Annotated in this window: 19 protein-coding genes; 12 read left to right on the top strand and 7 right to left on the bottom strand. The window is 73.0% G+C overall.

Annotation, left to right across the window (positions count from 1 at the left end):
• Positions 1–4: 4 nt before the first annotated feature.
• A complete protein-coding gene (locus WMF24_RS32780; protein ID WP_437731365.1) occupies positions 5–1,339 on the bottom strand; it encodes a vitamin K epoxide reductase family protein in 1,335 nt (444 codons plus the stop codon).
• A gap of 301 nt (positions 1,340–1,640) precedes the next feature.
• On the opposite strand from WMF24_RS32780, the gene WMF24_RS32775 reads away from it, so the two are divergent.
• The 3 genes from WMF24_RS32775 (at position 1,641) to ygfZ (ending at position 3,975) form a co-directional block, all read left to right on the top strand.
• Positions 1,641–2,219, top strand: a complete 579-nt coding sequence (locus WMF24_RS32775) for a hypothetical protein (RefSeq protein ID WP_437731364.1) — start codon at positions 1,641–1,643, stop codon at positions 2,217–2,219.
• A gap of 110 nt (positions 2,220–2,329) precedes the next feature.
• Positions 2,330–2,881: a hypothetical protein gene (locus WMF24_RS32770; RefSeq protein WP_437731363.1), complete on the top strand. Its 552-nt coding sequence runs from the start codon at positions 2,330–2,332 to the stop codon at positions 2,879–2,881.
• A gap of 89 nt (positions 2,882–2,970) precedes the next feature.
• Positions 2,971–3,975 carry a CAF17-like 4Fe-4S cluster assembly/insertion protein YgfZ gene (ygfZ, locus tag WMF24_RS32765; protein WP_437731362.1) on the top strand — a complete coding sequence of 335 codons (1,005 nt, stop codon included), beginning with the start codon at positions 2,971–2,973 and terminating at the stop codon, positions 3,973–3,975.
• 300 nt (positions 3,976–4,275) lie between these two features.
• On the opposite strand, the gene WMF24_RS32760 is transcribed toward ygfZ, so the two are convergent.
• The 3 genes from WMF24_RS32760 to uppS all read right to left on the bottom strand — a co-directional run bounded on the left by WMF24_RS32760 (position 4,276) and on the right by uppS (position 7,504).
• On the bottom strand, positions 4,276–5,598 hold the full coding sequence (locus tag WMF24_RS32760) for a Glu/Leu/Phe/Val family dehydrogenase (protein WP_437731361.1): 1,323 nt from the start codon (positions 5,596–5,598) through the stop codon (positions 4,276–4,278).
• A gap of 217 nt (positions 5,599–5,815) precedes the next feature.
• A complete protein-coding gene (locus WMF24_RS32755; protein ID WP_437731360.1) occupies positions 5,816–6,637 on the bottom strand; it encodes a phosphatidate cytidylyltransferase in 822 nt (273 codons plus the stop codon).
• A gap of 3 nt (positions 6,638–6,640) precedes the next feature.
• Positions 6,641–7,504 carry a polyprenyl diphosphate synthase gene (gene uppS / locus WMF24_RS32750; protein WP_437731359.1) on the bottom strand — a complete coding sequence of 288 codons (864 nt, stop codon included), beginning with the start codon at positions 7,502–7,504 and terminating at the stop codon, positions 6,641–6,643.
• A gap of 58 nt (positions 7,505–7,562) precedes the next feature.
• On the opposite strand from uppS, the gene WMF24_RS32745 reads away from it, so the two are divergent.
• Together WMF24_RS32745 and WMF24_RS32740 are read left to right on the top strand one after the other, a co-directional pair.
• Positions 7,563–8,945, top strand: coding sequence for a 3-keto-5-aminohexanoate cleavage protein (locus WMF24_RS32745; protein WP_437731358.1), 1,383 nt, complete (start codon positions 7,563–7,565; stop codon positions 8,943–8,945).
• Positions 8,942–11,668 carry a hypothetical protein gene (locus WMF24_RS32740; protein ID WP_437731357.1) on the top strand — a complete coding sequence of 909 codons (2,727 nt, stop codon included), beginning with the start codon at positions 8,942–8,944 and terminating at the stop codon, positions 11,666–11,668. The genes WMF24_RS32745 and WMF24_RS32740 overlap by 4 nt, the downstream gene beginning before the upstream one ends.
• Positions 11,669–11,779: 111 nt before the next feature.
• Here the strand turns inward: WMF24_RS32740 and WMF24_RS32735 are convergent, their stop codons facing one another.
• Both WMF24_RS32735 and WMF24_RS32730 read right to left on the bottom strand, forming a co-directional pair.
• Complete coding sequence (locus WMF24_RS32735; RefSeq protein ID WP_437731356.1) at positions 11,780–12,508, bottom strand: sigma-70 family RNA polymerase sigma factor; 729 nt, start codon at positions 12,506–12,508, stop codon at positions 11,780–11,782.
• A 416-nt stretch (positions 12,509–12,924) separates the two neighbouring features.
• Positions 12,925–14,088, bottom strand: a complete 1,164-nt coding sequence (locus WMF24_RS32730; RefSeq protein ID WP_437731355.1) for a DUF882 domain-containing protein — start codon at positions 14,086–14,088, stop codon at positions 12,925–12,927.
• Positions 14,089–14,388: 300 nt separating this feature from the next.
• On the opposite strand from WMF24_RS32730, the gene pilM reads away from it, so the two are divergent.
• The 5 genes from pilM (at position 14,389) to pilQ (ending at position 19,785) form a co-directional block, all read left to right on the top strand.
• Positions 14,389–15,450: a type IV pilus assembly protein PilM gene (gene pilM, locus WMF24_RS32725; protein WP_437731354.1), complete on the top strand. Its 1,062-nt coding sequence runs from the start codon at positions 14,389–14,391 to the stop codon at positions 15,448–15,450.
• The gene (locus WMF24_RS32720; RefSeq protein ID WP_437731353.1) at positions 15,447–16,091 is read left to right on the top strand and encodes a PilN domain-containing protein; all 645 of its coding nucleotides are present in this window, start codon (positions 15,447–15,449) and stop codon (positions 16,089–16,091) included. Before pilM ends, WMF24_RS32720 begins: the two co-directional genes overlap by 4 nt.
• Positions 16,091–16,726 carry a type 4a pilus biogenesis protein PilO gene (locus WMF24_RS32715; RefSeq protein WP_437731352.1) on the top strand — a complete coding sequence of 212 codons (636 nt, stop codon included), beginning with the start codon at positions 16,091–16,093 and terminating at the stop codon, positions 16,724–16,726. The genes WMF24_RS32720 and WMF24_RS32715 overlap by 1 nt, the downstream gene beginning before the upstream one ends.
• The gene (locus tag WMF24_RS32710; protein ID WP_437731351.1) at positions 16,723–17,373 is read left to right on the top strand and encodes a pilus assembly protein PilP; all 651 of its coding nucleotides are present in this window, start codon (positions 16,723–16,725) and stop codon (positions 17,371–17,373) included. Before WMF24_RS32715 ends, WMF24_RS32710 begins: the two co-directional genes overlap by 4 nt.
• 87 nt (positions 17,374–17,460) lie before the next feature.
• Positions 17,461–19,785 (top strand): type IV pilus secretin PilQ, encoded by a 2,325-nt coding sequence (pilQ, locus tag WMF24_RS32705; protein WP_437731350.1) that lies wholly within the window; start codon positions 17,461–17,463, stop codon positions 19,783–19,785.
• Between the two features lie 47 nt (positions 19,786–19,832).
• Here the strand turns inward: pilQ and WMF24_RS32700 are convergent, their stop codons facing one another.
• Positions 19,833–20,780, bottom strand: coding sequence for a LysR family transcriptional regulator (locus tag WMF24_RS32700; protein ID WP_437731349.1), 948 nt, complete (start codon positions 20,778–20,780; stop codon positions 19,833–19,835).
• 251 nt (positions 20,781–21,031) lie between these two features.
• On the opposite strand from WMF24_RS32700, the gene WMF24_RS32695 reads away from it, so the two are divergent.
• Positions 21,032–22,381, top strand: coding sequence for a hypothetical protein (locus tag WMF24_RS32695; protein WP_437731348.1), 1,350 nt, complete (start codon positions 21,032–21,034; stop codon positions 22,379–22,381).
• A gap of 11 nt (positions 22,382–22,392) precedes the next feature.
• Positions 22,393–24,252: an NAD(P)/FAD-dependent oxidoreductase gene (locus tag WMF24_RS32690; RefSeq protein WP_437731347.1), complete on the top strand. Its 1,860-nt coding sequence runs from the start codon at positions 22,393–22,395 to the stop codon at positions 24,250–24,252.
• Positions 24,253–24,377 lie beyond the last annotated feature (125 nt).

The following is a 24,377-nucleotide window of genomic DNA, read 5'->3' as shown; positions in this document are numbered from 1 at the left end:
CACCTCACCTCGTCCGGAGGGCCGGCGCGAGCTGCCTTATCGCGTACGACAGCCCGATGTCCGTGTCCTCGTCGCAGAGCCGCGTCGTCCCCAGGAACATCTGCGGCGTCGAGACCGGGAGCTTGTTGTCCACGATGTAGCGGAGCATCCGGTTCAGCCGCAGCGTCGTCTCCTTCGAGTCCATGCACACGTCGAGCCCCGGCCAGCGCTGCCGGATCGCCGCCTGCACGTTGGCGACCCCCGCCCCGGCCTTCGCGCCCTCGAGCAGCTCCTCCTGGTTGTCGTAGGCCCACTCGAGCACATCCAGGGCCCGGTGATCGCTGCAAAGGATCGCCTTGGAGAGCAGGCACGCCCCCGGGTGCACCGGCCGGTCGAGCATCCAGTTGCAGTCGCTGTCCAGCGGGAAGAGCACCAGCGTCACGTCGAGCTTGTCGAACACGCCCTCGGACACGAGCCGCTGGTGGAACGCCTTGCACGTCGGGCAGAGCGGATCGACGAAGATCGTCGCCGGCTGCACCGCGCCCGGGTGCTTCACGTGGAGCAGCGCGTTGTTCGGCTCGGTCGGCTTCTCCAGCTTGCCGCAGCCGGTCAGGTAGCTCGCGTAGCTCGGCAGCGCGCTCGCGTAGAGCAGCGCCGGCGTCACGGTGCACGCGCCGAGCGCGACGAGCCACCCCGGCAGGAGGAGCTTCGAGCCCATGGGGCGCGCCGGCGCGGCGGGCGCGGCGCCCGGCGGGTCGCCGAGCGACGCGCCGAGGGGCGCCATGGGCACCGTGGGCCCCACGCCGGCCGCCCCGGCGCGCGGCGCCGCGCTCGACCAGGCAGCCGCCCGCGCCTGCCTGCGGTCGTCGAGCAGCGCCCAGATGCCGCCGGCCGCGAGCAGCGCCGACGAGATGTACATGCCCACGCACGTCTTGCAGAACACCCCGAGGCGCACCGCCGAGATGACCGCCATCATGATCGACACGGCGAGCGGCGTCAGGCCGGCGGCGAACAGGAAGTGCGCCGCGCGCCGCGGCGCGTGCTGGCCGGAGAGCAGCACGTACAGCGCGAACGCCGCGAAGAACGCGAACGCGCCGAGCGCGAACAGCGAGATGGGGATACCGCCCCAGAAGTCCTCGCGGAACAGGGCGGAGTAGGGGCTGTACATCGCCACACGGCAGGCCGTGTCGGCGCCCTCCGTCGCGCTCAGGCCGGGGATGAAGCTGCAGTGAAGGTCGTGCACCTGCCGGTCGAGGTGCCGGATGTAGTCGAACGTCGACGAGGCGCTGAACGCCAGGCCGAGCAGCGACCCGCTGAGCGCGAGCGCCGCAGGCCAGCGAGGGCTACGACTGCGTGACATGGCGCTTGTCGTTACGCGAGGGCAGGCAACGCGTCAAATAGGACGCCCGCGTGATCAGGCATCCCCCGATGCGCACGACCCCGGTCGGCTCGTATTTGTACGAGCTCTCTGTCCAGAGGACTCGCCCTCCTCGAAGTCGACCTCGCGATCGACAGCGCCCACGCGCACCGCCTGCCGCCCGCGGTCGACGCGGCGCGTGCCGACGCGCGCGGCGCCCTCTCGCGGGGGCGGCGACCCGTTGCCCGCGCGATCCGCCGCTGCTAGGAGCTGCCGCGGGGGATCCGGGACCAGAGCTACCCCCATGACGACCCCTGCACCCGGCGCGGCGAGCGGCGCGCCCCGCCCCGTGAGGCTCGGCCCGTTCGACGCCGAGTTCCTCGCGGATCTGCCGTACGACCCCTCGGTTCTCTTCTTCGACGAGCTCCTCGAGGTGGACGCCGCGAGGAGCCTGGTGCGCTGCCGCATGCCGACGGACAGGCCGATGCCGCTCGTCGACGCGCAGCGGGCGCACCCGGTGCTGCACCCGCGCCACGTCGCCGGCGGTATCATGGTGCACGCGACCGGGATGCTCGGCTTCGTGCACGCCTACCACCTGCTCGGCCTGCGGCACCGCGAGGGGTGGATCGGTTATGGCACCAACATTCATCGGGTGGTCTTTCGCAAGCTCGTCCGGCCGGGCGCGCCCATCGAGGCCACGTGCGTGGCGACGCGCTCCCGGCTCGGTGTGAGGCGGCACATGATCCGTTATGAGTTCGAGTTCCGTCACGAGGGCAGCGTCTGCTACGAGGGTGATCAGACGGCCGTGTGGATGCGCATGCAGGACGTTCCAGCCATGGATTCTCCGACCGAGATCGAGGGGAACGAGCGATCCCTCGCTTGACCCGCGCGTCAGGCTCGTCTACCGGCCCTCCCATGCCTGATTTCGATGCGGGATCGATCGTCCCGTCCACACGCGATCTTCTCCAGGTGATCTCCACCCGCAGAAAGAGCATGGCTCTTGTCGGGCTCGTTGGCTCGGAAGCGCCGGCGGAAGATGCGGCGCGGCTGCATGAGCTCAACATCTCGGCGCTCGCGTTCGCCGAGGCGGGGCCGGCGATGCAGGGGGCCGCGCGCGCGACGAAGACCGTGCCGTCGCTCTGCCTGTCGAAGGTGAGCGATCGCGACGGCGCGCTCGCGGCGCGCTTCCACGGGGCGGACGGGGTCTGCATCGACGCGCTCCTGCCGCTCGACGACTGGGACCGGCTCGCCAAGGGGGCGAGGACGATGCGCATGCTGCCGCTCGCGCTGGCGGAGAGCCCGGAGGGGGCCGAGGCCGCCGCGAAGGTCGGCGCGCGCGCGGTCCTGGTCCGGGGCGCCACGGCCGAGGCGGTCATCGCGAGCGTCGCGTCGCTCCCGAGGACGCTCACGGTCGTCGCCGAGGTGCTCTCGGCCGACGCCGACGCGCTCCGCCGGCTCGTGGGCCACGTCGACGCGGCGATCGTCCCGCCGTCGGTCCACACGTCGGCCCAGTTCCCGGCGCTCGTCGCCGAGGTCGATCCCTAGAGGGCGCGGCGGACGGCGGCGGCGGCGGCCGGCGAAACGTCGCGCCACCCCTCGACGGCCCGGGCTTCCTCCTCCACGATCCGGCCCCGATGGACCCGACCCACGAACTGGACGAGCAGCGGCGCGCGCTCCGCGAGGGCGCCCTGGTGCAGGCCATGCCCGAGCTCGGGACGCTGATCGTCACCGGCTCGGACCGACAGAGCTGGTTGAACGGCCTCGTCACCTGCGATCTCGCGCCGCAGAAGCCGCTCCCCGCCGGGGTAAGGGCCGCGCCGCCCGCGGGCGGCGCGTACGGGCTCAACGTGGTGAAGACGGGGAAGATCTTCGCCGAGGTGTGGATCGTCGTCGCGGCCGATCGCATCTACGTGGGCGCGCTGCGCGACCGGATCGAGCAGCTGCGCGAGACCTTCGAGCGCTACCTCATCATGGAGGACGCCGAGCTGGAGGACGCCTCCGACGGGCACGCCTGGGTCTTCGCCCACGGCCCGCGGTCCGCCGATCTCGTGGCGGCCGGGCGCGCGGCCGGCGCGGAGGCCGCGATCGTGGACTGGACCGGCCTCGGGGGCGCGCTGTTCGTGGCGCCGCGGCCGGCCGAGGGCGCGCTCGTGGCGGCGCTCGTCGCCTCGGGCGAGGCGGGCCCCGTCCTGCCCACGACCGCGGCCGCGTGGGAGGTGCTCCGGGTCGAGAACAACGTCCCGCGGTTCGGCGCCGACTTCGACGACCAGAACTTCCCGCAGGAGGCCTCGCTCGAGGAGCGCGCCGTCTCGTTCAACAAGGGCTGCTACCTGGGGCAGGAGACGGTGTTCATGCTCCAGATGCGCGGCCACGCCAAGAAGCGGCTCGTGCAGCTCGCCGTCGAGGGGGAGGGCGACGTGCCCGCGGGCGCGGAGATCGCGCTGCCCGACGGCGCCGCCGTCGGCGCGGTGACCAGCCAGGTCAGGGATCCGCGCGGGCAGCGGGTGATCGCGCTGGGCTACGTCAAGTACAAGCACGCCGTCCCGGGCACGGCGCTCCAGGTCGCCGGCCGGTCGGCCGAGATCACGCGCGCCCCCAGCCAGGCGCCCTCATCGAGCGGCGCGGCGCCGCGGCGGTGAGCGCGCGGGCGACACGCAAATACGTAAGCTGAATCACGTCTCACGCGGCCCTTCGGGGGTCGTGCGGCGCGCAGACTTCTCGAGCGGCCGAGCGGGCGCTGGGCGTCGTGACAGAGCCTCTCTGTGCGCCGGGCATCCCTTGATTTTTCATCGATCCAATCCTCGTTTGCGCGTCAGACAAATAGATCGAAGAAACGGACGCGTGAGAATTTTGATCGTGAATGGGAAATGGTCTGTTCCTGGAGGTAATGGGCAGACCACCTCCCGCTCGTCACCGAGCTCCAGGCGCAGCGACGGAGATCAGGGGAAGATCTCCCGCTCCCCGTACACCGCCGCGAGCCGCTGAAGCGCCACCGCGTACGCCGCGAGCCGCAGCGTGCACTTCTTCTGCCGCGCCATCTCGGCCACCTCGCGGTAGGCCCGCTTCATCGCCTTCTCGAGCCGGGCGTCGACCTCCTCGAGCGTCCACGTCTCGGAGCGCTTGTTCTGCACCCACTCGTAGTAGCTCACCGTCACGCCGCCCGAGTTGGCGAGGACGTCGGGCAGGATGTCGATCCCGCGCTCCAGGAGCACCTTCTCCCCCTCCGGCGTGCACGGCCCGTTCGCGCCCTCGGCCACGAGCCGCACCTGGAGCGAGCTCGCCTCCTCCACGCCGACCTGGTTCTCCAGGGCCGCCGGGATGAAGATGTCCGCCTTGAGCCGGAAGAACTCCTCGCGGCTTATCGACTTGCCCGCCGGATACCCCGCGATCGAGCGGTGCTTCCTCACGTAATCCTGCAGCTTGTGCGGATTGAACCCCTCCGGGTTGTAGAGATACCCGGTGTGGTCGCCGACCGCGACCGTCGAGGCGCCGAGCTTCGACAGGAGCACGGCCGTGTTCGAGCCGACGTTGCCGAACCCCTGCACGAGCAGCGTCGCGCCGCCGAGGTTCACGTCGTTGTCCTCCGCCCACTCGGTGATGCAGTGGACGACCCCTTGCCCCGTGGCCTTCTCGCGGCCGTACGTGCCGCCGGACGCCACCGGCTTGCCCGTCACGACGCCCTTCACCGCCTGCTTGAAGAGCTGGCCGACGGTGTTCATGTACGTGTCCATGGCCCACGCCATCGTCTTCGCGTCCGTGCCGACGTCGGGCGCCGGGATGTCCGTCTCCGGGCCGATGTTCGAGCCGAGCGCATGGAAGAAGCGGCGCGTGATCCGCTGGAGCTCGGCGCGCGACACCTCGTTCGGGTTGAACTTGATGCCTCCCTTGCCGCCGCCGAGCGGCAGGTTCATGAGCGCGCACTTCCACGTCATCATCGCGGCCAGGGCCTTGATATCGTCGAGCGACACCGACTCGTGGTAACGGACGCCCCCCTTGAACGGCCCGAGGAGGTTGTTGTGCTGGATCCGGTAGCCCTTGAAGAGCCGGATGCTGCCGTCATCCATCCGCACCGGGAAATTGACGATGATCTCGTTCTTGGGCTGGCTGAGGATCGTCGTGATGTAACCCGGCAGCTCGATCAGACGGGCAGCCTCGTCGAGATAACCCTGGACGACTTTGAAGAACTCGTACTTGGGTTTCTGGATCGGTGCAGGCGCGGTGCTCACCGACGTCGTGGGCTTGGCACTGAGTTGATCTTCCATGGCTCTGTAACTTTCTAGTGCGCGCCGGCGCCCGGTTCAATGTCAGGGGGCTTTCATGCGGCGCGTTATGGGGTGTGCGGAGGCTCGGGGCGCCGCGTCAGGCCGGGACTGCGCGATGCGGCGCCGCGTTACGGCGGCGAGACCGCATCGGGGAGGGCGAGGCCCCGCGGCGCGGGCGCGCGCCGCCGAGGCGGCAGCAGCGCCGCGCGGGGGGTGTTCACGTCCTCGCCCACAGCACGTACAGGTACGTGATCGTCCCGGTGACGAGCAGCGCGTCGACCCGGTCGAGGATGCCGCCGTGGCCCGGCACGATCCCGCCAGAGTCCTTGATCCCGAAGGAGCGCTTGAACAGCGACTCCCCGAGGTCCCCGGCCTGACCGAGGCCGCCCGCGACGATCGCGAGCGCGAGCGCGTCGACGAGCGGCAGCGAGCGCAGGAACCAGAAGTGCGCCAGCAGCGCGCCGAGCACCGCGAAGGCCAGGCCGCCGAGGGCGCCCTCCACGGTCTTCTTGGGGCTCACCGCCTCGTAGAGCTTGTGCCGGCCGAGGAAGCGGCCGGCGAAGTAGGCGCCCGTGTCGGAGAACCACGACAGCAGGAGCGCGAGCACCACGAAGGAGGGGCCGTCGGCGCCGGCGTCGCGCCGGAGCAGCGCCAGCGCGCCGAGCCCGCCGCCCACGTAGAGCGGGCCGAACGTCATCGCCAGCACGCGCAGGGCCGCGGTGCGCATCTCCCCGAGCCGCATCAGCGTGACGAGCATCGCGACGAACGGGAGCAGGAAGATCAGCGCGAGGAGCGCGCCCGGCGAGCTCGTGTAGCGCCAGAGCACGAAGGTGACGCCGAGGGTGAGCGCGACCCCGACGAACCGCGCGACGCGGTCGTCCGCGTGCGTCATCGCGAAGAGCTCGAGCGCGCCGATGGCGGCGGCGACAGCGACGAGCGCCGCCCACCCCCAGGCGGGGCCGAGGTAGAGAAGCGAGAGGAGCAGGGGCGCGGCGACGATCGCGGTCATGAACCGCATCGCGAGGTTGGAAGCTGCCAAGGGTCAGACCCCCGTCCGTGAGCCGCTGTGGGGCGCGAGCTCGCGCGCGCGCCACGGCCGGCCGGCGTCGCGCGCGCCGTGCGCGCGCCCGGGCTCGCCCCCGCCGCCGCCGCCCCCCTCCGCGCCGCGCCCTGGCCCGGCGGCGTCGTCGCGCTGCGGCTCGACGGCGCCGATGCGCTGCTGGTAGGTCGCGATCGCCGCGAAGAGGTCGTCCTCGGTGAAGTCCGGCCACAGCCGGTCGGTGAACGACAGCTCGGCGTACGCGGCGCCGTAGAGAAGGAAGTTCGAGAGCCGCTGCTCGCCGCCGGTGCGGATGATGAGATCCGGCTCGCCCACGCTCAGGCTCGGCAGCCGCGCCGCGAGCAGCGCGCCGTCGATCGCCTCCGGATCGAGCCGGCCGGCGACCGCCTCCATCGCGAGCTCGCGCGCCGCGGCGGCGATCTCCTCGCGCGCGCCGTAGGAGAGCGCAAGCGCCAGCGTCATCTTCATGTTCGTGGCGGACGCCTTCCGCAGCGGGTCGAGCACGTCGCGCACGACCTCGGGCAGCCGGCTGATGTCGCCGATGGCGACCAGGCGGATGTCGTTCTCCAGGATCTCGCCGCGCTCGCTCATCAGGAACTCCCGCAGGAGCCCCATGAGCGCGTCGACCTCGTTGCGGGGGCGCGCCCAGTTCTGCTCGCTGAAGGCGTACAGGGTCAGCGCCTCGACGCCGAGCCTCCGGCAGACGCGCACGATCCGCCGCACGGCGGCGCTGCCGGCCTTGTGGCCGGCCTCGCGCGGCTCGCCGCGCAGCTCGGCCCAGCGGCCGTTGCCATCCATGATGATTCCGACGTGGCGCGGGAGATTTCTGGCTTCTACGAGGTTCATCGGCGGGGGGAGTTTCCCTTGTTGACTACCGACTGTCGACTGTTGAGTCTTCACGCCCATGAGCACTGGGGTTGGTCTCACGGTCACGCTGCGCGTCAGGATGGGCGCGCACGACGCACATTACGCGGGGGAGCTGTGTGACGGCGCGCGTATTCTCGCGCTCTTCGGCGACGTCGCCACCGAGCTCCTCATCCGCCTGGACGGCGACGAGGGTCTCTTCCGTGCGTACGAGGCGGTCGAGTTCCTCGCCCCGGTCCGAGCAGGCGACTTCATCGAGGCGACCGGGGTGGTCACCAAGGTCGGGACCACCTCGCGCGCGATGGCGTTCGAGGCGCGCAAGGTGGTCGCCAGCGTCCGCGAGCCCGGGGTGGCGCCCTCGGCGGCGGACGCGCTCGCCGAGCCGGTCATCGTCTGCCGGGCGATCGGGACCTGCGTCGTCCCGAAGGAGCTTCAGCGCCGGCCGCGCCTCGTCCTGCCGGCGCTGTCCGCGCCGCCCCCGGAGCACGCGCAGCTCCCGGAGCCGCGGCCGATCATCACGCCGCCGCCCCGGGTCATCGTCACGCCGCCGAACAGCGCCCTCATCCTGACGGCGGCGATCGTCGGCGCCGAGACGACCCGCGCGCAGACGCCGCACCTGCCCGTCACGGCGCGCGAGCTCGCCGACGAGGCGGCGCGCTGCCGCGACGCGGGCGCGGCGGTGATCCACCTGCACGTCCGCAACCCGGACGGGTCGCCGAGCCAGTCGCGGGCGCTGTTCGACGAGGCGATCGCGGCCATCCAGGAGAAGACGGACGTCGTCATCCAGACGTCGACAGGGGGCGCCGTCGGGATGGGCGTCGACGAGCGCGCCCAGCCGCTGCTCTGCAGGCCCGAGATGGCCACCCTGAACTGCGGCACGCTCAACTTCGGCGACGGGATCTTCGACAACACCCGGCCGCTCATCCGGGACATGGCGGCGCGCATCCGCGAGGCGGGGAGCGTTCCTGAGCTCGAGTGCTATGAGGTCGGCCATATCCACGAGGCGCTCGGCCTGTTCGCCGAGGGGCTCCTGGAGGAGCCGCTGCACTTCCAGTTCGTGCTGGGGGTGCCCGGCGGCATCGCGGCGCGAGAGGACGTGCTCCGTTTCATGATCAGCCAGATCCCGCAAGGCGCCACCTGGGGGGTGGCCGCCGTCGGCCGCCACCAGCGCCCCATGACCGAGCTCGCCATGCGGCTCGGCGGGCACGCCCGGGTCGGGCTGGAGGACAACATCTACCTGGACAAGGGCGTGCTCGCGGAGGGGAGCGCGCCGCTCGTCGCGCGCGCCGCCGCCTTCGCGCGGGGCATCGGCCGCGAGGTCGTCGACCCGGATCGCGCGCGCCAGCTCCTCGGGATCCGCCCGCGCGGCGCGGCGGCCCAGCCCGGTTCGATCGGAGGAGGGAGCGCGCTCGCGCAGGGATGACCGACCGATCGCTCTCCAGATGGGCCGATCACCTCCGCGGCCGGCTCCCGATCGCGCTCGGCGTCGCCGTGCTCGGCGCCGCCGCGCGGCTCGCCACGCCGCCGCCGCCCGCCCGGACCACGGACGCGATCGCCGGGATGCTCGGGGAGGCGATCGGCGGGACGGTCAGCCCGGACGACTTCGTCTGGGAGGAGCGCGGCGGGTTCCTCTCCGACGCGCTGCTGGGCCGCCGGGTGCTGTTCCTGGGCGTCCCGCGCGCGGCGGACGGCGCGGCGCAGGCGGCGCCCCCGCCGGAGGGGCGCGGCGCCGCCGACCTGTACCGCGCGCGCGTGCGGCTCACGCGCTCCGGCCGGCCGGTGAGCCTCGGCGGCGTCCGCAACCTGACCGAGACGCCCCTCGGCGACGACCGCGACCTCGTGGCCCGCGGCCGCCGCGTCGCGGTGACGACCTCGGCCTTCGGCGCCGTCCAGGGGATCACGCTGCTCGATCTCGGTGGCGACGCGGCGACGCGGCCCCTCGGCGAGCGGCTCCGCGCCGCGATCGACGGCTGGATCGAGACCGGCAGCGCGGACGGCGCGTCGCGCACCGAGATCTGGTTCGACGACCCGCCTCCGTCGGCGCGGCTCGACCTCGCCGACGAGGCCCTCGTGATGGCGCTCGGGCCCGAGGCGGTGCCCGCGGCGCTGAGCGCCAGCACCGGCGAGATCGAGACGGGCGGCCGCGATCCGTTCGGCGCCCACGCGCACCGCGTCCCGCGCCCGGTGCCCTCGTTCGTCGAGCTCGCCGGGCCTTCGGCCGGGCGCCTGCTCGGTCCGGGGGCCGCCGCCGCGGTCGAGCGGCTCGCGCTCGCCGCGGACCGCGCGATGTCGGGGCTCCGCGCCGAGCCCGCCGCCGCGTACCTGACCCACGGCGCGGCGTCCCCGGAGCCCGCCCCGGAGGGGTGGCCCTCGCTCTGGCCGCCGCCGCCGGTGCTGCCGGCGGTCGATCCCCCGCTCCCGGGGGAGGGGGCCTGGACGCTCGTGGCGCCGTCGCTCCCGCGCGTGCTCCCCGGGATCGAGGGCGATCCGCAGCGCCCCGCGAGCCCGTTCGCCGCCACGACCGTCCGTCCCGACCCGGAGCGGCGGGAGATGCGCGTCCACCTGCTCGCCATCGACACGCGGCACATCAAGTTCACCCTGCAGGCCGGCTTCGAGGCGCCCCGGCCGACCGTCGGCCCGCGCGGCACCGGGAAGCTCCCCGACGCGGCGACGCTCCGCGGGGCCATCGGCCTCGGCGCCGGCGCCGGCCCGCGCCATCCGGGCGCGCGCCCTGCGGGAGCGGCGGAGGCGGAGGCGCTCGGCATGGTCGTCGACGGCCGCGCGCTCGTCCCCCCGCGCGACGGCGCGGCGACGCTCGGGGTCGACGCCTCGGGCCGGCCGTACATCGGCGCGTGGCCGTCCGACGCCGACCTCCAGCGCGTGCCCTGGGCGCTGTGGCAGCGCCCCGCGTCCGTGGGCCCTGGTGCGCTCCGCAGCGAGGGGCCGAGGCGCTTTCCGTGGGCGCTCTGGCAGGGCCCGTCGCTCTTCGAGGCGGGGAGCGCCGCGGCCCCGCTCCCCGCGCTGGCCCTCGCCCCCGCGGCGAGCGCCCCGCGCGAGCCGGCGCTCTCGCCCGGCGACGGCGACGCGCTCGTCGTCGAGCGCGCGGCGCTGTGCGTGACCGACCGCGGCTTCGTCGTCCACGCGTGGGGCAGCGCCCTCGACGCGGCCGCCCTGAAGGCGGCGCTCGCGCGCGCCGGGTGCGTCGCCGGCGTCTCGCTGGGCAGGGCGCCGGACGCGCTCGGCGTCTCCTTCCTGAGCGCCCAGCAGGACGGCCGCCTGACCGCCGAGCGCCTCGACCCCGCGATGTCGATCGCGCCGCCGGCGCACGTCGCCGCCGCCTCCCCGGGCCCCTTCCTCTACTTCGCGTCGCGGTCGGCGGACGGCCCGCCACCGCCCGATCTGTCGCTCCCGGGCGAGCGCGTGGCCTGGGCCCCGGACGGCGGCGCGCAGCCGCCCCCTGCGTGGAGCCCGGCCGTCTACGCCGTCACCTCCGCGCACCTCGGCGCGCAGGTCCGCGTGCACGCCTTCGCGCCGGATCGGTTCCTGTTCCGCCTCCGCGCCGGCTCGCGCGAGATCTCGCCGAAGACCGCGCCGAAGCTCGCCGCCGGGGTGCCGGAGGACGAGCGGCAGCGCGTGCTGGCGGCGATCGGCGTCGGCACCGGCCGACGGCGCGGCCCGCGCGGTCTCGCCGTGGGCGGCACGGTCGGCCTCCGCTTCCGGGGCGAGGGCGGCCTGCTGCTCGTTCGCGGCGGCCGCGTCGAGATCCGCCCGGCCGGCGGCGTCGAGCTCGCGCCGGACATGGACGCGACCGAGCTGCCGCTCACCGCCGACGACGGCCGGCTGCGGCCGGAGGCGCGCGAGATCGGCACCATGCGGCGGCGCGGCGCCGCCTGCGTGCTCGAGGACGGCACGCTCCTCGTGGCGACGACGACGTTCGACAGCGACGAGGCGACGACCGAGGCGCTGCTCGACCTCGGCTGCGCCCGCGTCGTCGCGCTCGATCGCGGCGCGCACCGCAACGCGTTCGTGCACCGGGCCTCGGGCGACCCCGCCCTGCAGCAGGCTTACGACGAGACGGCGCTCCTCGCTGTCGGCCTCGCGATGCCCGGCCGCGCGCGCCGGCTCACGCGCGACGCGCCCCCCTGAGCGGCGGCGGTCCGGGGGCGGGCCGCCGCGCCGTTCAGCCGAGGGGCGACGCCACGGCGTTCCGTGGCGGGCCCCCGCGTCGCTCCGTGGTGGGGCGGGCCGACGCGTCGTTCAGGCGTGCGACAGCATGCCGCGCAGCCGCCCGAGCGCGCGCGTGTGGAGCTGCGACACGCGCGGCTCGCCGACCCCGAGCTCCGCGCCGATGTCCTTCAGCTTCGCCCCCTCGAAGTAGTACATGCCGATCACGCGCCGCTCCCGCTCGGGGAGCTGCGCGATGGCGAAGGCCAGCGCCCGCCGGGTCGCCTGCGCCGAGATCGCCTCGATCGGGTCGTCGCCGCCGGCCATGTGCGCCGACTCCTCGGTGGGCGTCACCTCGCTCAGGCTGACGAAGACCGTCGCCCCGCAGGACGCGCCGGCGGCGCCGGCCGCCTCGACCGCCTCGCGCGCCCGCCGCGACAGCCAGTCCTGCGCGCGGAGCTCATCGACGATCGCGCCGCGGATCCGCAGCTTCGCGTAGCCGGCGAACGTCTCGCCGTCGCTCCCGCCGTTCTTGCGGAGCGAGTCGACGAGCCCGAGCATCCCCGCGCTGAGCAGGTCGTCGCGCTGGACGTTGGGCGGCAGGTGCCGGGACACCTGGCGCACCAGCTTGCGGACGAGCGGGAAGTACCCCTTCAGCACCTCGGGCCGGAGCGGCGCGCACGGCGCCTCGCTGTCGCGCGGCCCGCCCGCGCAGGCCGCCCCGGTACAGCACGGCGGGCCGCCCGCGCCCACCTCCGGCGCCGCCGACGCCCACGCCTCCTCGACCGCGCAGGAGGACGCCGCCTCCGCGCTTTCCCACAAGTCGCAGCTTGACGCGATCTCCGCCGGTTCCCATGCATCGTGCGCCGCGCCGGGCGCCTCGACCGCGAGGCCCGGCGCCGCATCGAGCGCGCCGCGGTCGAGAGACCGGGGCGCATCGATCAACGCAGGCAACGCAGGCAACGCAGGCAACGCAGGGTTCAGCGCATCGTCCAGCGCGTCGTCACACGTGTCGACCGGGCACGCCGTGCCCATGATGACCGGCTGGACAAACTCTTCCCCGTCACAGCACGGGTGGAGTGACCTGAGAGGAGGATACCCCTCCCGCTGCAGTCGGGTCGATTGCTGCACGTGAGGTGGATTGGTGCCACAACTCTCGCAGCGTGCAAGCTGGAGCCGTGCAATTGTGTCTGGTGCGGATGTTCAGTGTGTGGAGAGTAGCCAGCGAGCTGAGCTGTTCACCGTCCCGCCGGTGAAGCCGCGGTGGCCGGGGTGGGTGCTCCTGAACCCAGGCTCTTCTGTGTGTCCCCGACGCTGCGCCCCGCATCCAGGTTTGTCCCTGTAGTATTCATGGGTTGCGGTGGAGTGGCGCGGGGCTCGCCTGACCCATACACCTCTTCTTCCGCCGAGAGGGGGACATCCCGCGCCGCCTCGTCGGCGCCGACAGAGCCCCTCGCACCCGCGTAACGCGGCGGCTCTCCAGGCCTCGAGTAATCCACCCAGTAGACCTTATCTGATCTGACGTCCAGGTGAACGAACGTCGAGTTGGGATAATATCCCACGCCGGCGTTGCGAAACCCTCGGCAGAAATCGCGGACCACGGTGTTGGGCACGCCCTCGACCATGAAGTCGACGGCGCGACCGAAGTTGTGGTTGGAGTGCGGGGTGTACTGGGTGGGAGAGTAGGGGCGATAACCGCTCACGATGCGGATCGTCCTGCCGCCGAAGTGGTCGCTCACCATGCCGAGGAGCGTGGCGAGGCGAGGGTCGATGGGGATCTGCGCGGTCGGCGAGGCGCGCATCAGGCGGCTGAGCTTGGGGAGGGCCTTGGGGACGAGGCGCCCCTTGGGCGAGAGGAGCCGGAGCTCCAGCCGCTCGGTCCCGCGCACCAGGCGGACCCATCCGGGGCGCTTGGGCCGCTGCGCGTAGCGCTTGCCCGGCGGCGTCGCCTTGTCGGCCTTCACGTCCCGCTTCGCCGGGCCCTTGCCGGACGAGCGGGCCTCGGCGGGCCGCTCCTTGGCGCTCGCGCCGCGGCTCCGCTCCGGTCCGTCGCGCCGCGCGGCTGCCCGGGCCGGCGCGGACCGCGCGCCGGGCTTTCCCCGCTCGGGGATGACGAGGACGAGGCCCGGGTGGATCTTCTGGCCAGGCTTGAGCCCGTTCGCCTCGCGGAGCGCGTCCACCGTGATCCGGTACCGCTTCGCGATCTTGCCGAGCGTCTGGCCGGCGTAGACGGTGTGCTCGCCGTCCTCGGCGACCGCCGCGGCGGGCGCGGCGATCAGGGCGAAGGCCGCGGCGAGGGCGGCGAGCGTGGACCGAAGCCGCGAAGGCCGGCGACGGGGCTCCATCGCGGCGCCAGCGTGGAGGCCGCGGGGACCGCAGAAACGGGAGAACTCCGGATGCATGAGGGGACTCTGACCTGACGTCATCCGTGCCCGACGACCGAGCCCCGGACGGTGCTACCCTGGGCTGGCGCGCGCCGGCCGGCGATCCCGGGGGCGCCCGCACCGCGTATCGAGGTTCGATAGGCGGGCGAGGGGCAAGCGTAAAGCGGTTTTTTGCCCCGCGATCGGCGGTGGTGCGAAGCTTCGCCGGAAGCGACCAGAAGCCATCAGCTACCAGAGGGGATGGGCGCGCGAGCGCCGGGCAACGCGGCCCGGGCTCTCCTTTCTTCATCGTGGCGGGAGCGGACCAGGACGGACGGGATGTCGGAAGGCAAGAACTTGATCGGGGTCGACATCGGATCGAGCGCGATCAAGGTCGCTCAGATCAAGGAAGGCCGCAAAGGCTACGGCCTCGTGCGGCTCGGCTACGCGCCGCTCGCCCCGCAGGCGATCGTCGACGGCCACGTGATGAACGCGCAGGCCATCGTCGAGGCGCTCGGCCGGGCGTTCTCCGAGGCCAAGATCCGCCAGCGCGAGATCGCGCTCAGCATCAGCGGCCAGGCGGTCATCATCCGCAAGATCACGGTGCCGCTCATGACGGCCGCGGAGCTCGACGAGCAGATCCAGTGGGAGGCCGAGCAGCACATCCCGTTCGACATCAAGGACGTGCACGTCGACTACGAGGTGCTGCGCCGCCGCCCCGAGGCCGGGCAGATGGACCTCTTGCTCGTCGCCGCGAAGCGCGACGAGATCAACGACTACACCCAGATCGCCAGGACCGCGAAGCTCAAGCCCATCGTCGTCGACATCGACGCGTTCACCGTGCAGAACCTGTTCGAGGTGAACCGCGGCATCCCGCCGGACCAGACGTTCGCGATCATCAACGTCGGCGCGAGCCTCGCGTCGATCAACATCGTCTCGCGCGGCGCGAGCGCGTTCACGCGCGACATCGGCAACGGCGGCAACTACATCACCGAGCAGATCCAGCGCAAGCTCGGCATCAGCTTCGAGCAGGCCGAGGAGTTCAAGTGCGCCAGCGTCACCTCGGGCCCGGGCGGCGTGCCCGCCCAGGTCATCGAGACGATCGAGCAGGTGTGCGACTCCATCGCCGGCGAGATCCAGCGCTCGCTCGACTTCTTCCTGGCCACGAGCGGTGAGGGCGACATGCACCGCATCTACCTGACCGGCGGCTCGTCGAACCTGCCGGCGCTGCCGGCCGCGATCGGGCGGCGCGCCCGGGTGGCCGTCGAGCTGATCCAGCCGATGGAGCGCATCACCGTGGAAGCCAAGGAAGTGAACCAGGAGCTGCTCCGGCTCCGGGCGGCGCAGTTCTGCGTCTCGCTCGGGCTCGCGATGCGCAAGGACCGGGAGAAGCGCTCGTGATCCGCGTCAACCTGCTGCCGCAGCGGGGCCGCGCCCACGGGGCCGCGCCCCAGGCGAGCCAGCGCTGGCTCCTCATCACGCTCGGCGTCGTGATCCTCGAGATCGTCGCGCTCTTCCTCTTCCACCAGACGAAGGTCGAGGAGCTCGAGGAGCAGTCGCGGAAGAACACGGTGTTCCAGAGCCAGATCCAGGACATCCGCACGCTCGTCGCGAACCACGAGGAGATCAAGAAGTCGCTCGAGGTGCTCCGCGCGCGCGAGGACGCGATCGCGAAGCTCCAGGCGGCGCGCAGCGGGCCGACCGCGGTGCTGCTCGAGCTCGCGCAGCTCCTCACGAACGGCAAGGGGCCGACCGCCGACCCGGACAAGCTCGCGCAGCTCCGCAAGGAGAACCCGCTCGCCGTCTACAACCCGTCGTGGGACAGCCGGCGGCTCTGGCTCTCGAGCTACGTCGAGTCCGAGCGCACGGTGCGCATCGAGGGGCTCGCGCGCGACGGCACCGACGTCTACGAGCTCGCCCAGCGGCTGAAGCTGTCGTCGTACTTCTACGACGTGCAGCTCTTGCCGGGGAAGAAGGAGAACGAGAAGGCGTCGCGGCTCGAGCTCGTCTCGTTCGCGCTCCAGCTCAAGGTGAGGTACTGATGGCCACGAAGCCCAACCCCGCGCAGGCCGGATCGGCGCTCGACCGGCTGCCGCCGCTCGCCAAGGTCGGCGTCGGCGCGCTCTTCGCGGCGCTCGTCGGCATCCTGTACTTCGTCGGCTTCTACGCCGACGTGGACTCCCAGATCGAGGGCGCCGTCCAGAAGCAGCAGGTGCTCCAGGCCGAGCTCACCAAGGCGCAGGCGTCGAAGGCCGCCTACCAGAAGGACCTCGACGAGAAGACCCGGCGCGAGCAGCTGAGCCGCGAGCAGAAGAAGATCCTCCCGGACGAGTCCGAGACGCCGGCCTTCCTCTCCGCGATCCAGGGCGTCGCGACCGTCTCCGGCGTCAACCTGACGTCGTGGAGCCCCACCGAGGAGGTCCCGCAGGAGTTCTTCGCCAAGGTGCCGATGAAGCTGACGCTCACCGGCAAGTTCCACCAGGTGGCGAAGTTCTTCCACGGCGTGGGGCAACTCGACCGCATCATCAACCTCGAGGAGGTCCAGATCAAGGAGCCGAAGGTCGTGGGGACCGACGTGGAGGTCCAGGTCGAGTGCCTCGCCACCGCGTTCCGCGCCGTGCGCCAGGGGGAGACCGCGACGAGCGGCGTGAAGCGGCGGGGCGGAGGTGTCCGGTGAGCGGCGTCCGCGCATGCGCGCTCGCCCTCGGGGCGACCACGGCCTTCGCGCTCGCGCTCGCGGGGTGCGAGGACGAGCAGGTCGTCACCTCCGCCCAGCTCCGCGGCACGGCCGCCCCGGCGGCCACCGCCTCGCCGCGGCGCACCCCCGCGGCCGGCGCGTCGGCGGCCGCGGACGCCGGCGCGCCCGAGATGCCGCCGCTGCCGCTCCGCGAGTTCCAGGAGGCCGACTTCTCCGAGAGCGACAGGAGCCGCGACCCGTTCCGGAGCTTCGAGTCGCTCTTCGCGACGCAGGCCCGGGGGCGGGTGACGATCCAGCGGCAGGTGCTCGTGGATCGCTTCGCGCTCGACGAGCTCAAGCTCGTCGGCGTCGTGTCGCGCGCGCCGGCCCGCGCGCTGCTCACCGATCCGACGGGGCTCGGGTGGGTGGTCAAGGTGGGCGACTTCGTCGGCAAGGCCGAGATCGTGCACGCGGGCGGCCCCACCGGCGTCGACGTGGCCGTGAACTGGCGCGTCGACAGGATCCGCGACTCCGACGTCGTCTTCATCCGCGAGGACCCGTCGCACCCGGAGATCCCGCCGACGACGCGCGTGATCGCGCTGAGGCCGCTCGGCGACGAGGGCGAGCCGCTCCTCGGGAGCCCGTGACCGCCACGAATTGGGCCCGCCCCGGGCACCCGAAGTAGCCTCCCGGCAGCGTGACGCGACCTCGCGTCACCGCGAAGCGGGAGTGCAATGAAGAGCAATCGAGACTATCGCCCGAAGCGGGGCGCGCTTCGCCGTGCTGCGGTGCTCGGGGTGCTGTTGAGCCTCGGCGCTCCTGCGGGGGACGCAGGCGCCGCCGCCCCGATCAGGGTCAGCGACGTCAGGCTCGCGGCGCCGGCGGACGACAGGGCCGAGGTCGTCGTCGCGACGAGCGGCGCGCCGCGCTTCTCGGCGCGGGTCGCGGACGGCGGCAAGCGGCTCCTCATCGATCTCGAGGGCGCCGAGATGGGCGGGGCGCCCGGCGCGATCACGGACGGCAACGCGATCGTGGCGGGGGTGATGACGCAGGGGTTCGGCAAGGGCGCCCAGCGCACGACGCGCGTGCTCGTGCAGCTCGCGCGCCCGGCGGCCTACCGGATCCGCGCCGAGCAGGGCGCGCTCGTCGTCGAGCTCGCCGCCGCCGACGCGACGGCGCCCATGGCGGCGCGGGCCCCGGCCGCCGCGGCGGCGGCGGCGCCGGCGCGCGAGCCGGCGGCGGTCACCGACGTGCGCTTCGAGCACCAGGCGACGGTCGATCGGGTCATCATCGAGCTCTCGGCCATCCCGAGCTACCGCGAGTCGACCGGCAAGGGCGGCCGCCGCGTCATCGAGCTGCACGGGGTGCGGCTCCCGGACGCGCTCCAGCGCACGCTCGACGTCGGCGCCTTCGGCGGCCCGGTGCGGGCGATCTCGACGTTCCGTCGCAACAGCGACGGCTCGAAGGTCGTCGTCGAGGTCGAGCAGGTCGAGGGCGCGGCGGGCGCCGTCGCGCGCGAGGGCAACGCGCTCGTGCTCAGCGTCGCGCGGGGGGCGCTCCCCTCGAGCGTCTCGGGGATCGGCGCCGACGGGCGCGCGACGCGGCGGACGCGCACGATCGCGCGCGAGGAGGCGCTCGACGACGGCGCGCCGAGGGTCGAGACGTCGTTCGACCTGGCGGCGAGCAGCCAGGAGTCGCTCGTCGAGCCGGACCAGGCGGGCGCCTTCACGCCCGCGATCGCCGGGCAGCAGCGGCGGTTCACGGGGCGGCGCATCGACCTCGACCTGAAGGACGCGGACATCCACAACGTCCTCCGGCTGATCTCCGACGTCGGGCGGGTCAACATCGTGACCGCCGACAACGTGAGCGGGACGGTCACCATCCGGATGCGCAACGTCCCGTGGGACCAGGCGCTCGAGACGGTGCTCCAGGCGAAGGGCCTCGGCATGGTCCGGCAGGGCAACATGATCCGCGTCGCGCCGATCGCCGACCTCAACAAGGAGCGGGAGCTCGCGATCGCGCGGCGCAAGAGCGAGCTCCAGCTCGCGCCGATCGAGACGCGGCTCATCCCGATCAACTACGCGGACGCGCGGGATCTCCAGGAGCGCTCGAAGGACATGCTGTCGCCGCGCGGCTCGCTCGCGGTCGACGAGCGCACCAACGTGCTCATCGCGCGCGACGTCGCGGGCAACCTGAACCAGATCGAGGAGCTGGTCCGGTCGCTCGACACGCAGACGCCGCAGGTCCTGATCGAGGCGCGCGTGGTGGAGGCGACGAGCCGCTACACGCGCGACATCGGCATCCAGTGGGGCGGCGACGGGACGTTCAGCGCGGCGACCGGCAACCCGACGGGGCTCGTGTTCCCCTCGGCGATCGGCATCGCCGGCGGCGCGACCGACTCGAACACGCCGACCGGCGGCCTCTCGCCGTTCACGAACCAGGTCGCGAACCCGAACTTCGCGGTGAACCTGCCGGCCTTCGTCGGCGCCGGGCAGGGCGGCGCGCTCGGCTTCACGCTCGGCTCGATCAACAACACCGTCAACCTCGGCGTCCGGCTGTCGGCGGCCGAGACGAGCGGCATGCTGCGGATCATCTCGAGCCCGCGCATCCTCACGCTGGACAACCGCGAGGCGCGGATCACCCAGGGCACGCTGATCCCGTTCTCGCAGCTCAGCGCCCAGGGTGTGCAGACGACCTTCCAGGAGGCCAAGCTCCAGCTCCTCGTGAAGCCGCACGTCACGTCGGACGGCAGCGTCGCGATGCACGTGAAGATCAACCGCGACGAGCCCGACTACAACCAGACCTCGGCCCGCGGCGACCCGACCATCCTGAAGCGCGAGGCCGAGACCGACCTCCTCATCATGGACGGGCACACGGCCGTCATCGGCGGGATCTTCACCCGCAACACCGGCCGGAACCTCGATCAGGTGCCGTTCTTCGGGGACATCCCCATCCTCGGCCTGCTCTTCCAGCGGCGCCGCGCGAGCGACACGCGGAGCGAGCTCGTCATCTTCCTGACGCCGCGGATCGTGAACCGCGCCGAGGCGCTCGGCCGGTAGCGCGCCGCGGTCGGCGGCGCGCCGCGGTCGGCGGCGCGCCGCGCGCCCTAGACGCGCTTGCGCCGGACCGCCTCGCGCGTGCGCGGGACGGCCTCCGTCACGACGCCGCGCAGCCACGCGCGCGCCGGGTCGTGCTCTGTGCGTCCGTTCCACGCCATGGCGATCTCGATGGGCGGCAGCTCGAACGGCAGATCGAAGGTGCGGAGCGGCAGCACGCTCGAGAACGCCCGGCCGAGGCGCGCGGCCACGGTGGCCACGAGGTCCGACGCCGTGACGACGTGCGGCAGGAGGAACACGTTCGGCACGACCATGACCTCGCGGCGCGAGACGCCGCGCGCCGCGATGAGGTCGTCCGCGACGCCCTCGTGCGGGCCGTGCGCGGCGTTCCGTGAAGCGACGACGTGCCCGAGGGCGGCGTAGGTCGCCGCGTCGACGAGCCCCCGCGCCGTCGGGTGGCTCGCGCGCGCGAGCCCGGCGAAGCGATCGTCGAAGAGCGGCGCGCGGCGCAGATCGGAGGGGAGGCTGTCCGGCGGGAAGACGCCGATCGCGAGGTCGATCTCGCCGCTCCGGAGCGCCTCCACGGCGCGGCCGTCGAGGGGGAGCAGGTGCAGCGCGAGCCTCGGCCCGCCCTGCGCGAGCGCCGCGTTGAGCTGCGGCAAGAGGAGGATCTCCACGTACTCGGTCGTGGCGATCCGGAAGGCGCGGTCGCTCGTCGCGGGATCGAAGGCCGGCGCCGTCCCGCCGAAGAGGCCCGCGAGATCGTGCATGATCGCCGCGACCTGCGGGGTCATCGCCTCGGCGCGCGAGGTGAGCGCCATCTGCCGGCCGACCCGGACGAGCAGCGGGTCGGAGAAGAGCTCGCGCAGCCGCGTCAGCGCGTGGCTCATGGCCGGCTGGCTGAGGCCGACCCGGCGCGCCGCGAGGGTCACGCTGCGCTCCTGGAGCAAGGCGTCGAGCGCGACGACCAGGTTGACGTCGATCGCCGAGAGATTCACGCGCGGAATATATACCGGACGCTGTATCCACAACCCGGATACTTACGTTTTCTTGCGCGGCGGGCGGGCGCGCGGCGGCGCGACGTATGTAACTGAAATTACACATGAATCGGGCGGCACGCCGCCGCGCGCGGGAAAGCGTGGCCGCGGGGCGAGAGGGCCGGTCCTGCGCTCGCGGGCGCTGGTCGCGCGGCCGGTCTGGCTGCTACGGTCGCGCGCGGCTCCACCCGACGGCGGCGCCCGCGGAGACCATGACATCGCCTGTTCTGCTCGGGGGGATCGACTTCTTCCACCTCATGAACGATCGCGCCATGCGATCGCGCGGCCAGGCTGGCAACCACTGCCTCGTCGTGCTCGAGCTCGACGGCCGCCTCGACATGGCCCGGCTCGCGGCGCGGCTCGAGCGCGCGACCCGGGTGATGCCCGAGCTCCGCTTCCGGCTCGACAGCAGCGTGCTCGGCCGGGCGGGGCGGCCCCGCTGGGTCGTCGATCACCACGGGCGCGCCCCCGCGCCGCGCCTGCACGAGGTCGCCGGCGAGCGCGAGCGCGCCGCGCGCATCGAGGCGCTGCTCGCCGACCGGACGTCCGGGGAGCGGCCGTGGGCGCTCGACGTCGTGCGCGCGGCGGGGGAGGGCGACACGGTCGTGTTCCGCCACTTCCACGCGCTGACGGACGGCAAGGGCGCCGACCGGCTCGTCGCCTGGCTCGGCTCCGGCAGCGGCGATGCGCCGGACGACCCGCCCCTTCGGCAGGAGCGGCACGACACCCCGGAGCGCCTGCTGGCCCCGCTGAGCCGCGACGAGCGCCTCGCCCTGGCGAGCGCCTACAAGGCGCACGTGCTGGCGCTCGGCCGCGCGCCGATCCTGTCGCTCGCGCGGGCGTGCGCGAGCGACAGGACCGGCGCGCGCGCCGCTGTCTCGCGCGTCCACCGGCTCACGCTCTCGGCGGAGGAGACCCGCGCCTTCGACGTCCGGGTGCGGAAGCGCGCGAAGCTCGCCGAGACGAGCCTCATGCTGATCGCGGCGGCGCGGCTCGCCGACAGGGTGCTCGTGGCCCGCGGCTTCGCCCCGCCGCACCACGTCGTCCCGCTGCCGCTCTCGCTCGACCCGAAGGCCGGCTCGCGGCGGTTCTTCGGTAACCACCTCACGATGGTCCTCCTCTCGCTCGGCCGCGACGAGCTCCACGACGACGCCCGCGCGGTGGCCCGCCTTGCCGAGCAGCAGCGCGCCATGGTGCGCGACAGGCTCGACCTCGCGATGGTCGCCGCGCTCGACCTGGCGCGCTGGCTCCCCGGGCCGGTCTACCGCTGGCTCGGCGACCAGCCGTTCCAGGGCGAGCTCGCGTCGCTGATCGTCTCGAACCCCGGCGCGCTGACGGTGGAGCGGTTCGCGGGCCTGCCTGTGCGCGCGGCGTACCCGCTGCCCGCGGTCGTCACGCCGCCGGGCTTCCAGGTCATCTTCAGCCGCTTCGGCGGGCGGCTCTCCGCGTCGATCGTCCACGGCGACGGGCTGCTCCGCCCGGACGAGGCCGCCGCGATGCCGGGCGCGCTCCGCGCCGAGCTGCTCGGGGAGCCCGCGCCGGCGGCCGCGGGCGGGGTATAAGGGCCGGCGTCATGCGCACCTTCGACGTCGTCATCATCGGCAGCGGCATCGCCGGCGGCCTCCTCGCGCGGCAGCTCCGCCTCGCGTGCCCCGATCTCGGGGTCCTCGTGCTCGAGGCCGCCGCGGCGATGGAGGACTACAAGGTCGGCGAGAGCACGGTCGAGGTCGCGGCCAACTACATGGTCCGCCGGCTGAACCTCGGCACGTACCTCTACCAGCACCAGCTCCCCAAGAACGGGCTCCGCTTCTTCTTCGACGCTCCGGGCAAGGATCTCCCGCTCCCCCGGATGAGCGAGATCGGCTCCGACCACATGCCGTTCCACCCGAGCTTCCAGCTCGAGCGCGCGCGGCTCGAGCGCGATCTCGTGACCATGAACCGCGCCGCGGGCGCCGAGGTCGAGCTCGGCGCCAAGGTCGTCGACGTCGCGATCGACGGGCGCGGGCGGCACCGGGTCGTGTACGAGCAGGGCGGCGAGCGGCGCGAGGTCGCGTGCCGCTGGGTGTGCGACGCCTCGGGCCGGCGGCACGTGCTCTTCCGCAAGCTCGGCGTGAAGGTGCACAAGGAGACGCGGCTCAACACGGCGGCCGCGTGGGGTCGCTACCGCGGCGTCGCGGGGCTCGATGCGGTCACCGACGTCGCGTGGCGGTCGCGCGCGCGGTACACGGCGCGCCACCTGTCGACGAACCACTTCATGTACGACGGGTACTGGATCTGGTTCATCCCGCTCGCCGGGGATCTGGAGGGGACCGCGAACGCGGATCCCCGACCCGCGCTGATGAGCGTGGGGGTCGTGTTCGACAAGGACCGGATCGGCGAGGGCTCTGGCGCGGCGCTCCCCGGGCCGCGCACGCGCGCGGACTTCGAGCGGTTCCTGGGCGCCCACCGCTTCGCGCGCGAGCTGCTCGAGGGGGCGGAGCTCGAGGACTTCCAGAGCTACGCGCACCTGCCGTACCACGCGGAGCAGTATTTCTCGACCGACCGTTACGCCGTCACCGGCGAGGCGGGCGCGTTCACCGACCCGTTCTACAGCCCGGGTTCGGACTTCATCGCGACGTCGAACGAGTTCATCACGCAGATGATCCTCTCCGACGTGTCCGGCGACCGGTCGGGGTTCGAGGAGAAGGTCGCGGCGTACGACGCGTACTATCGATTCAAGTACGACAGCACGCTCCGGCTCTACGAGCGCATGTACCCGGTGTTCGGCAGCTTCGAGCTCTACCGGCTGAAGTACCTGCTCGACTTCAACAACTACTACAACCTCGTCCTCTGGCCGTTCATGGCCGATCGTGTGACGGACGTCGGCTGGATCCGCGAGGAGCTCCGGTTCACCGATCTGGTGCTGCGCGCCCTCTCCACGATGGGCGAGCACTTCGCGTCGCTGGCGAGCGATCTGCGCGCGCGCGGCGAGTACTTCGCGCAGAACGAGGGGCGCTTCGCCAACGGGCTGAACGGCGTGGCGCAGCTGGAGACGCGGCTCGGGTCGGCGATCGACGAGGGGTTCCGGCGGGAGCAGGTCGATCGGGCGTACGGGAGCGTCTTCGCGGCGCTCGTGGAGCGGCGGCTGGGCGAGCGGGGGTTGTCCGACAGGGCGCGGCTCGTCTCGGAGCTCAAGCTGCCGCAGGTGCTCGTGTTCCGTGACATCACGCCCGAGCGTCTCTCGCGGGTCCTCGAGCGCATCGCGGAGCGGATGACGCGTGAGCTCCGGGGGGAGTTCCCGGGCGCGGGGGTCGAGCGGGTGGAGCTCGGGGCGGGCGGCGAGGTCTCCGTGACGGGACCGGCGGAGGGGAGCGCGGCCCATGCCGAGGTGCTCTCGCGGGCGCGCGCCCTCTGGGACGCATCGGCGGGGTCGCTCGCCCATGTCGCCCTCTAGGTTCCAGGGGGGCATCGGCGCTGCGGTTTCTCCTGTACGCGCGGCCGTTCCGCAGTATCACAGGCGCGCGATGCGGTGGAGAGCAGCAGGTGGGCGTCTGGGTCCGTGGGCGGTTTCGCTGGCGC

Source organism: Sorangium sp. So ce1335 (assembly GCF_051521615.1).
In the GTDB taxonomy this organism is placed as follows: Bacteria; Myxococcota_A; Polyangia; order Polyangiales; family Polyangiaceae; genus Sorangium.
Note: the sequence above shows the minus strand (reverse complement) of the source record. Positions and strands in the feature narration are given on the sequence as shown.

Excerpts from the sequence above, each read along its gene's own strand:
- WMF24_RS32780 (WP_437731365.1), bottom strand. The coding sequence starts at position 1,339 with ATGTCACGCAGTCGTAGCCCTCGCTGGCCTGCGGCGCTCGCGCTCAGC.
- WMF24_RS32775 (WP_437731364.1), top strand. The coding sequence starts at position 1,641 with ATGACGACCCCTGCACCCGGCGCGGCGAGCGGCGCGCCCCGCCCCGTG.
- WMF24_RS32770 (WP_437731363.1), top strand. The coding sequence starts at position 2,330 with ATGGCTCTTGTCGGGCTCGTTGGCTCGGAAGCGCCGGCGGAAGATGCG.
- ygfZ (WP_437731362.1), top strand. The coding sequence starts at position 2,971 with ATGGACCCGACCCACGAACTGGACGAGCAGCGGCGCGCGCTCCGCGAG.
- WMF24_RS32760 (WP_437731361.1), bottom strand. The coding sequence starts at position 5,598 with ATGGAAGATCAACTCAGTGCCAAGCCCACGACGTCGGTGAGCACCGCG.
- uppS (WP_437731359.1), bottom strand. The coding sequence starts at position 7,504 with ATGAACCTCGTAGAAGCCAGAAATCTCCCGCGCCACGTCGGAATCATC.
- WMF24_RS32745 (WP_437731358.1), top strand. The coding sequence starts at position 7,563 with ATGAGCACTGGGGTTGGTCTCACGGTCACGCTGCGCGTCAGGATGGGC.
- WMF24_RS32740 (WP_437731357.1), top strand. The coding sequence starts at position 8,942 with ATGACCGACCGATCGCTCTCCAGATGGGCCGATCACCTCCGCGGCCGG.
- WMF24_RS32730 (WP_437731355.1), bottom strand. The coding sequence starts at position 14,088 with ATGCATCCGGAGTTCTCCCGTTTCTGCGGTCCCCGCGGCCTCCACGCT.
- pilM (WP_437731354.1), top strand. The coding sequence starts at position 14,389 with ATGTCGGAAGGCAAGAACTTGATCGGGGTCGACATCGGATCGAGCGCG.
- WMF24_RS32715 (WP_437731352.1), top strand. The coding sequence starts at position 16,091 with ATGGCCACGAAGCCCAACCCCGCGCAGGCCGGATCGGCGCTCGACCGG.
- pilQ (WP_437731350.1), top strand. The coding sequence starts at position 17,461 with ATGAAGAGCAATCGAGACTATCGCCCGAAGCGGGGCGCGCTTCGCCGT.
- WMF24_RS32695 (WP_437731348.1), top strand. The coding sequence starts at position 21,032 with ATGACATCGCCTGTTCTGCTCGGGGGGATCGACTTCTTCCACCTCATG.
- WMF24_RS32690 (WP_437731347.1), top strand. The coding sequence starts at position 22,393 with ATGCGCACCTTCGACGTCGTCATCATCGGCAGCGGCATCGCCGGCGGC.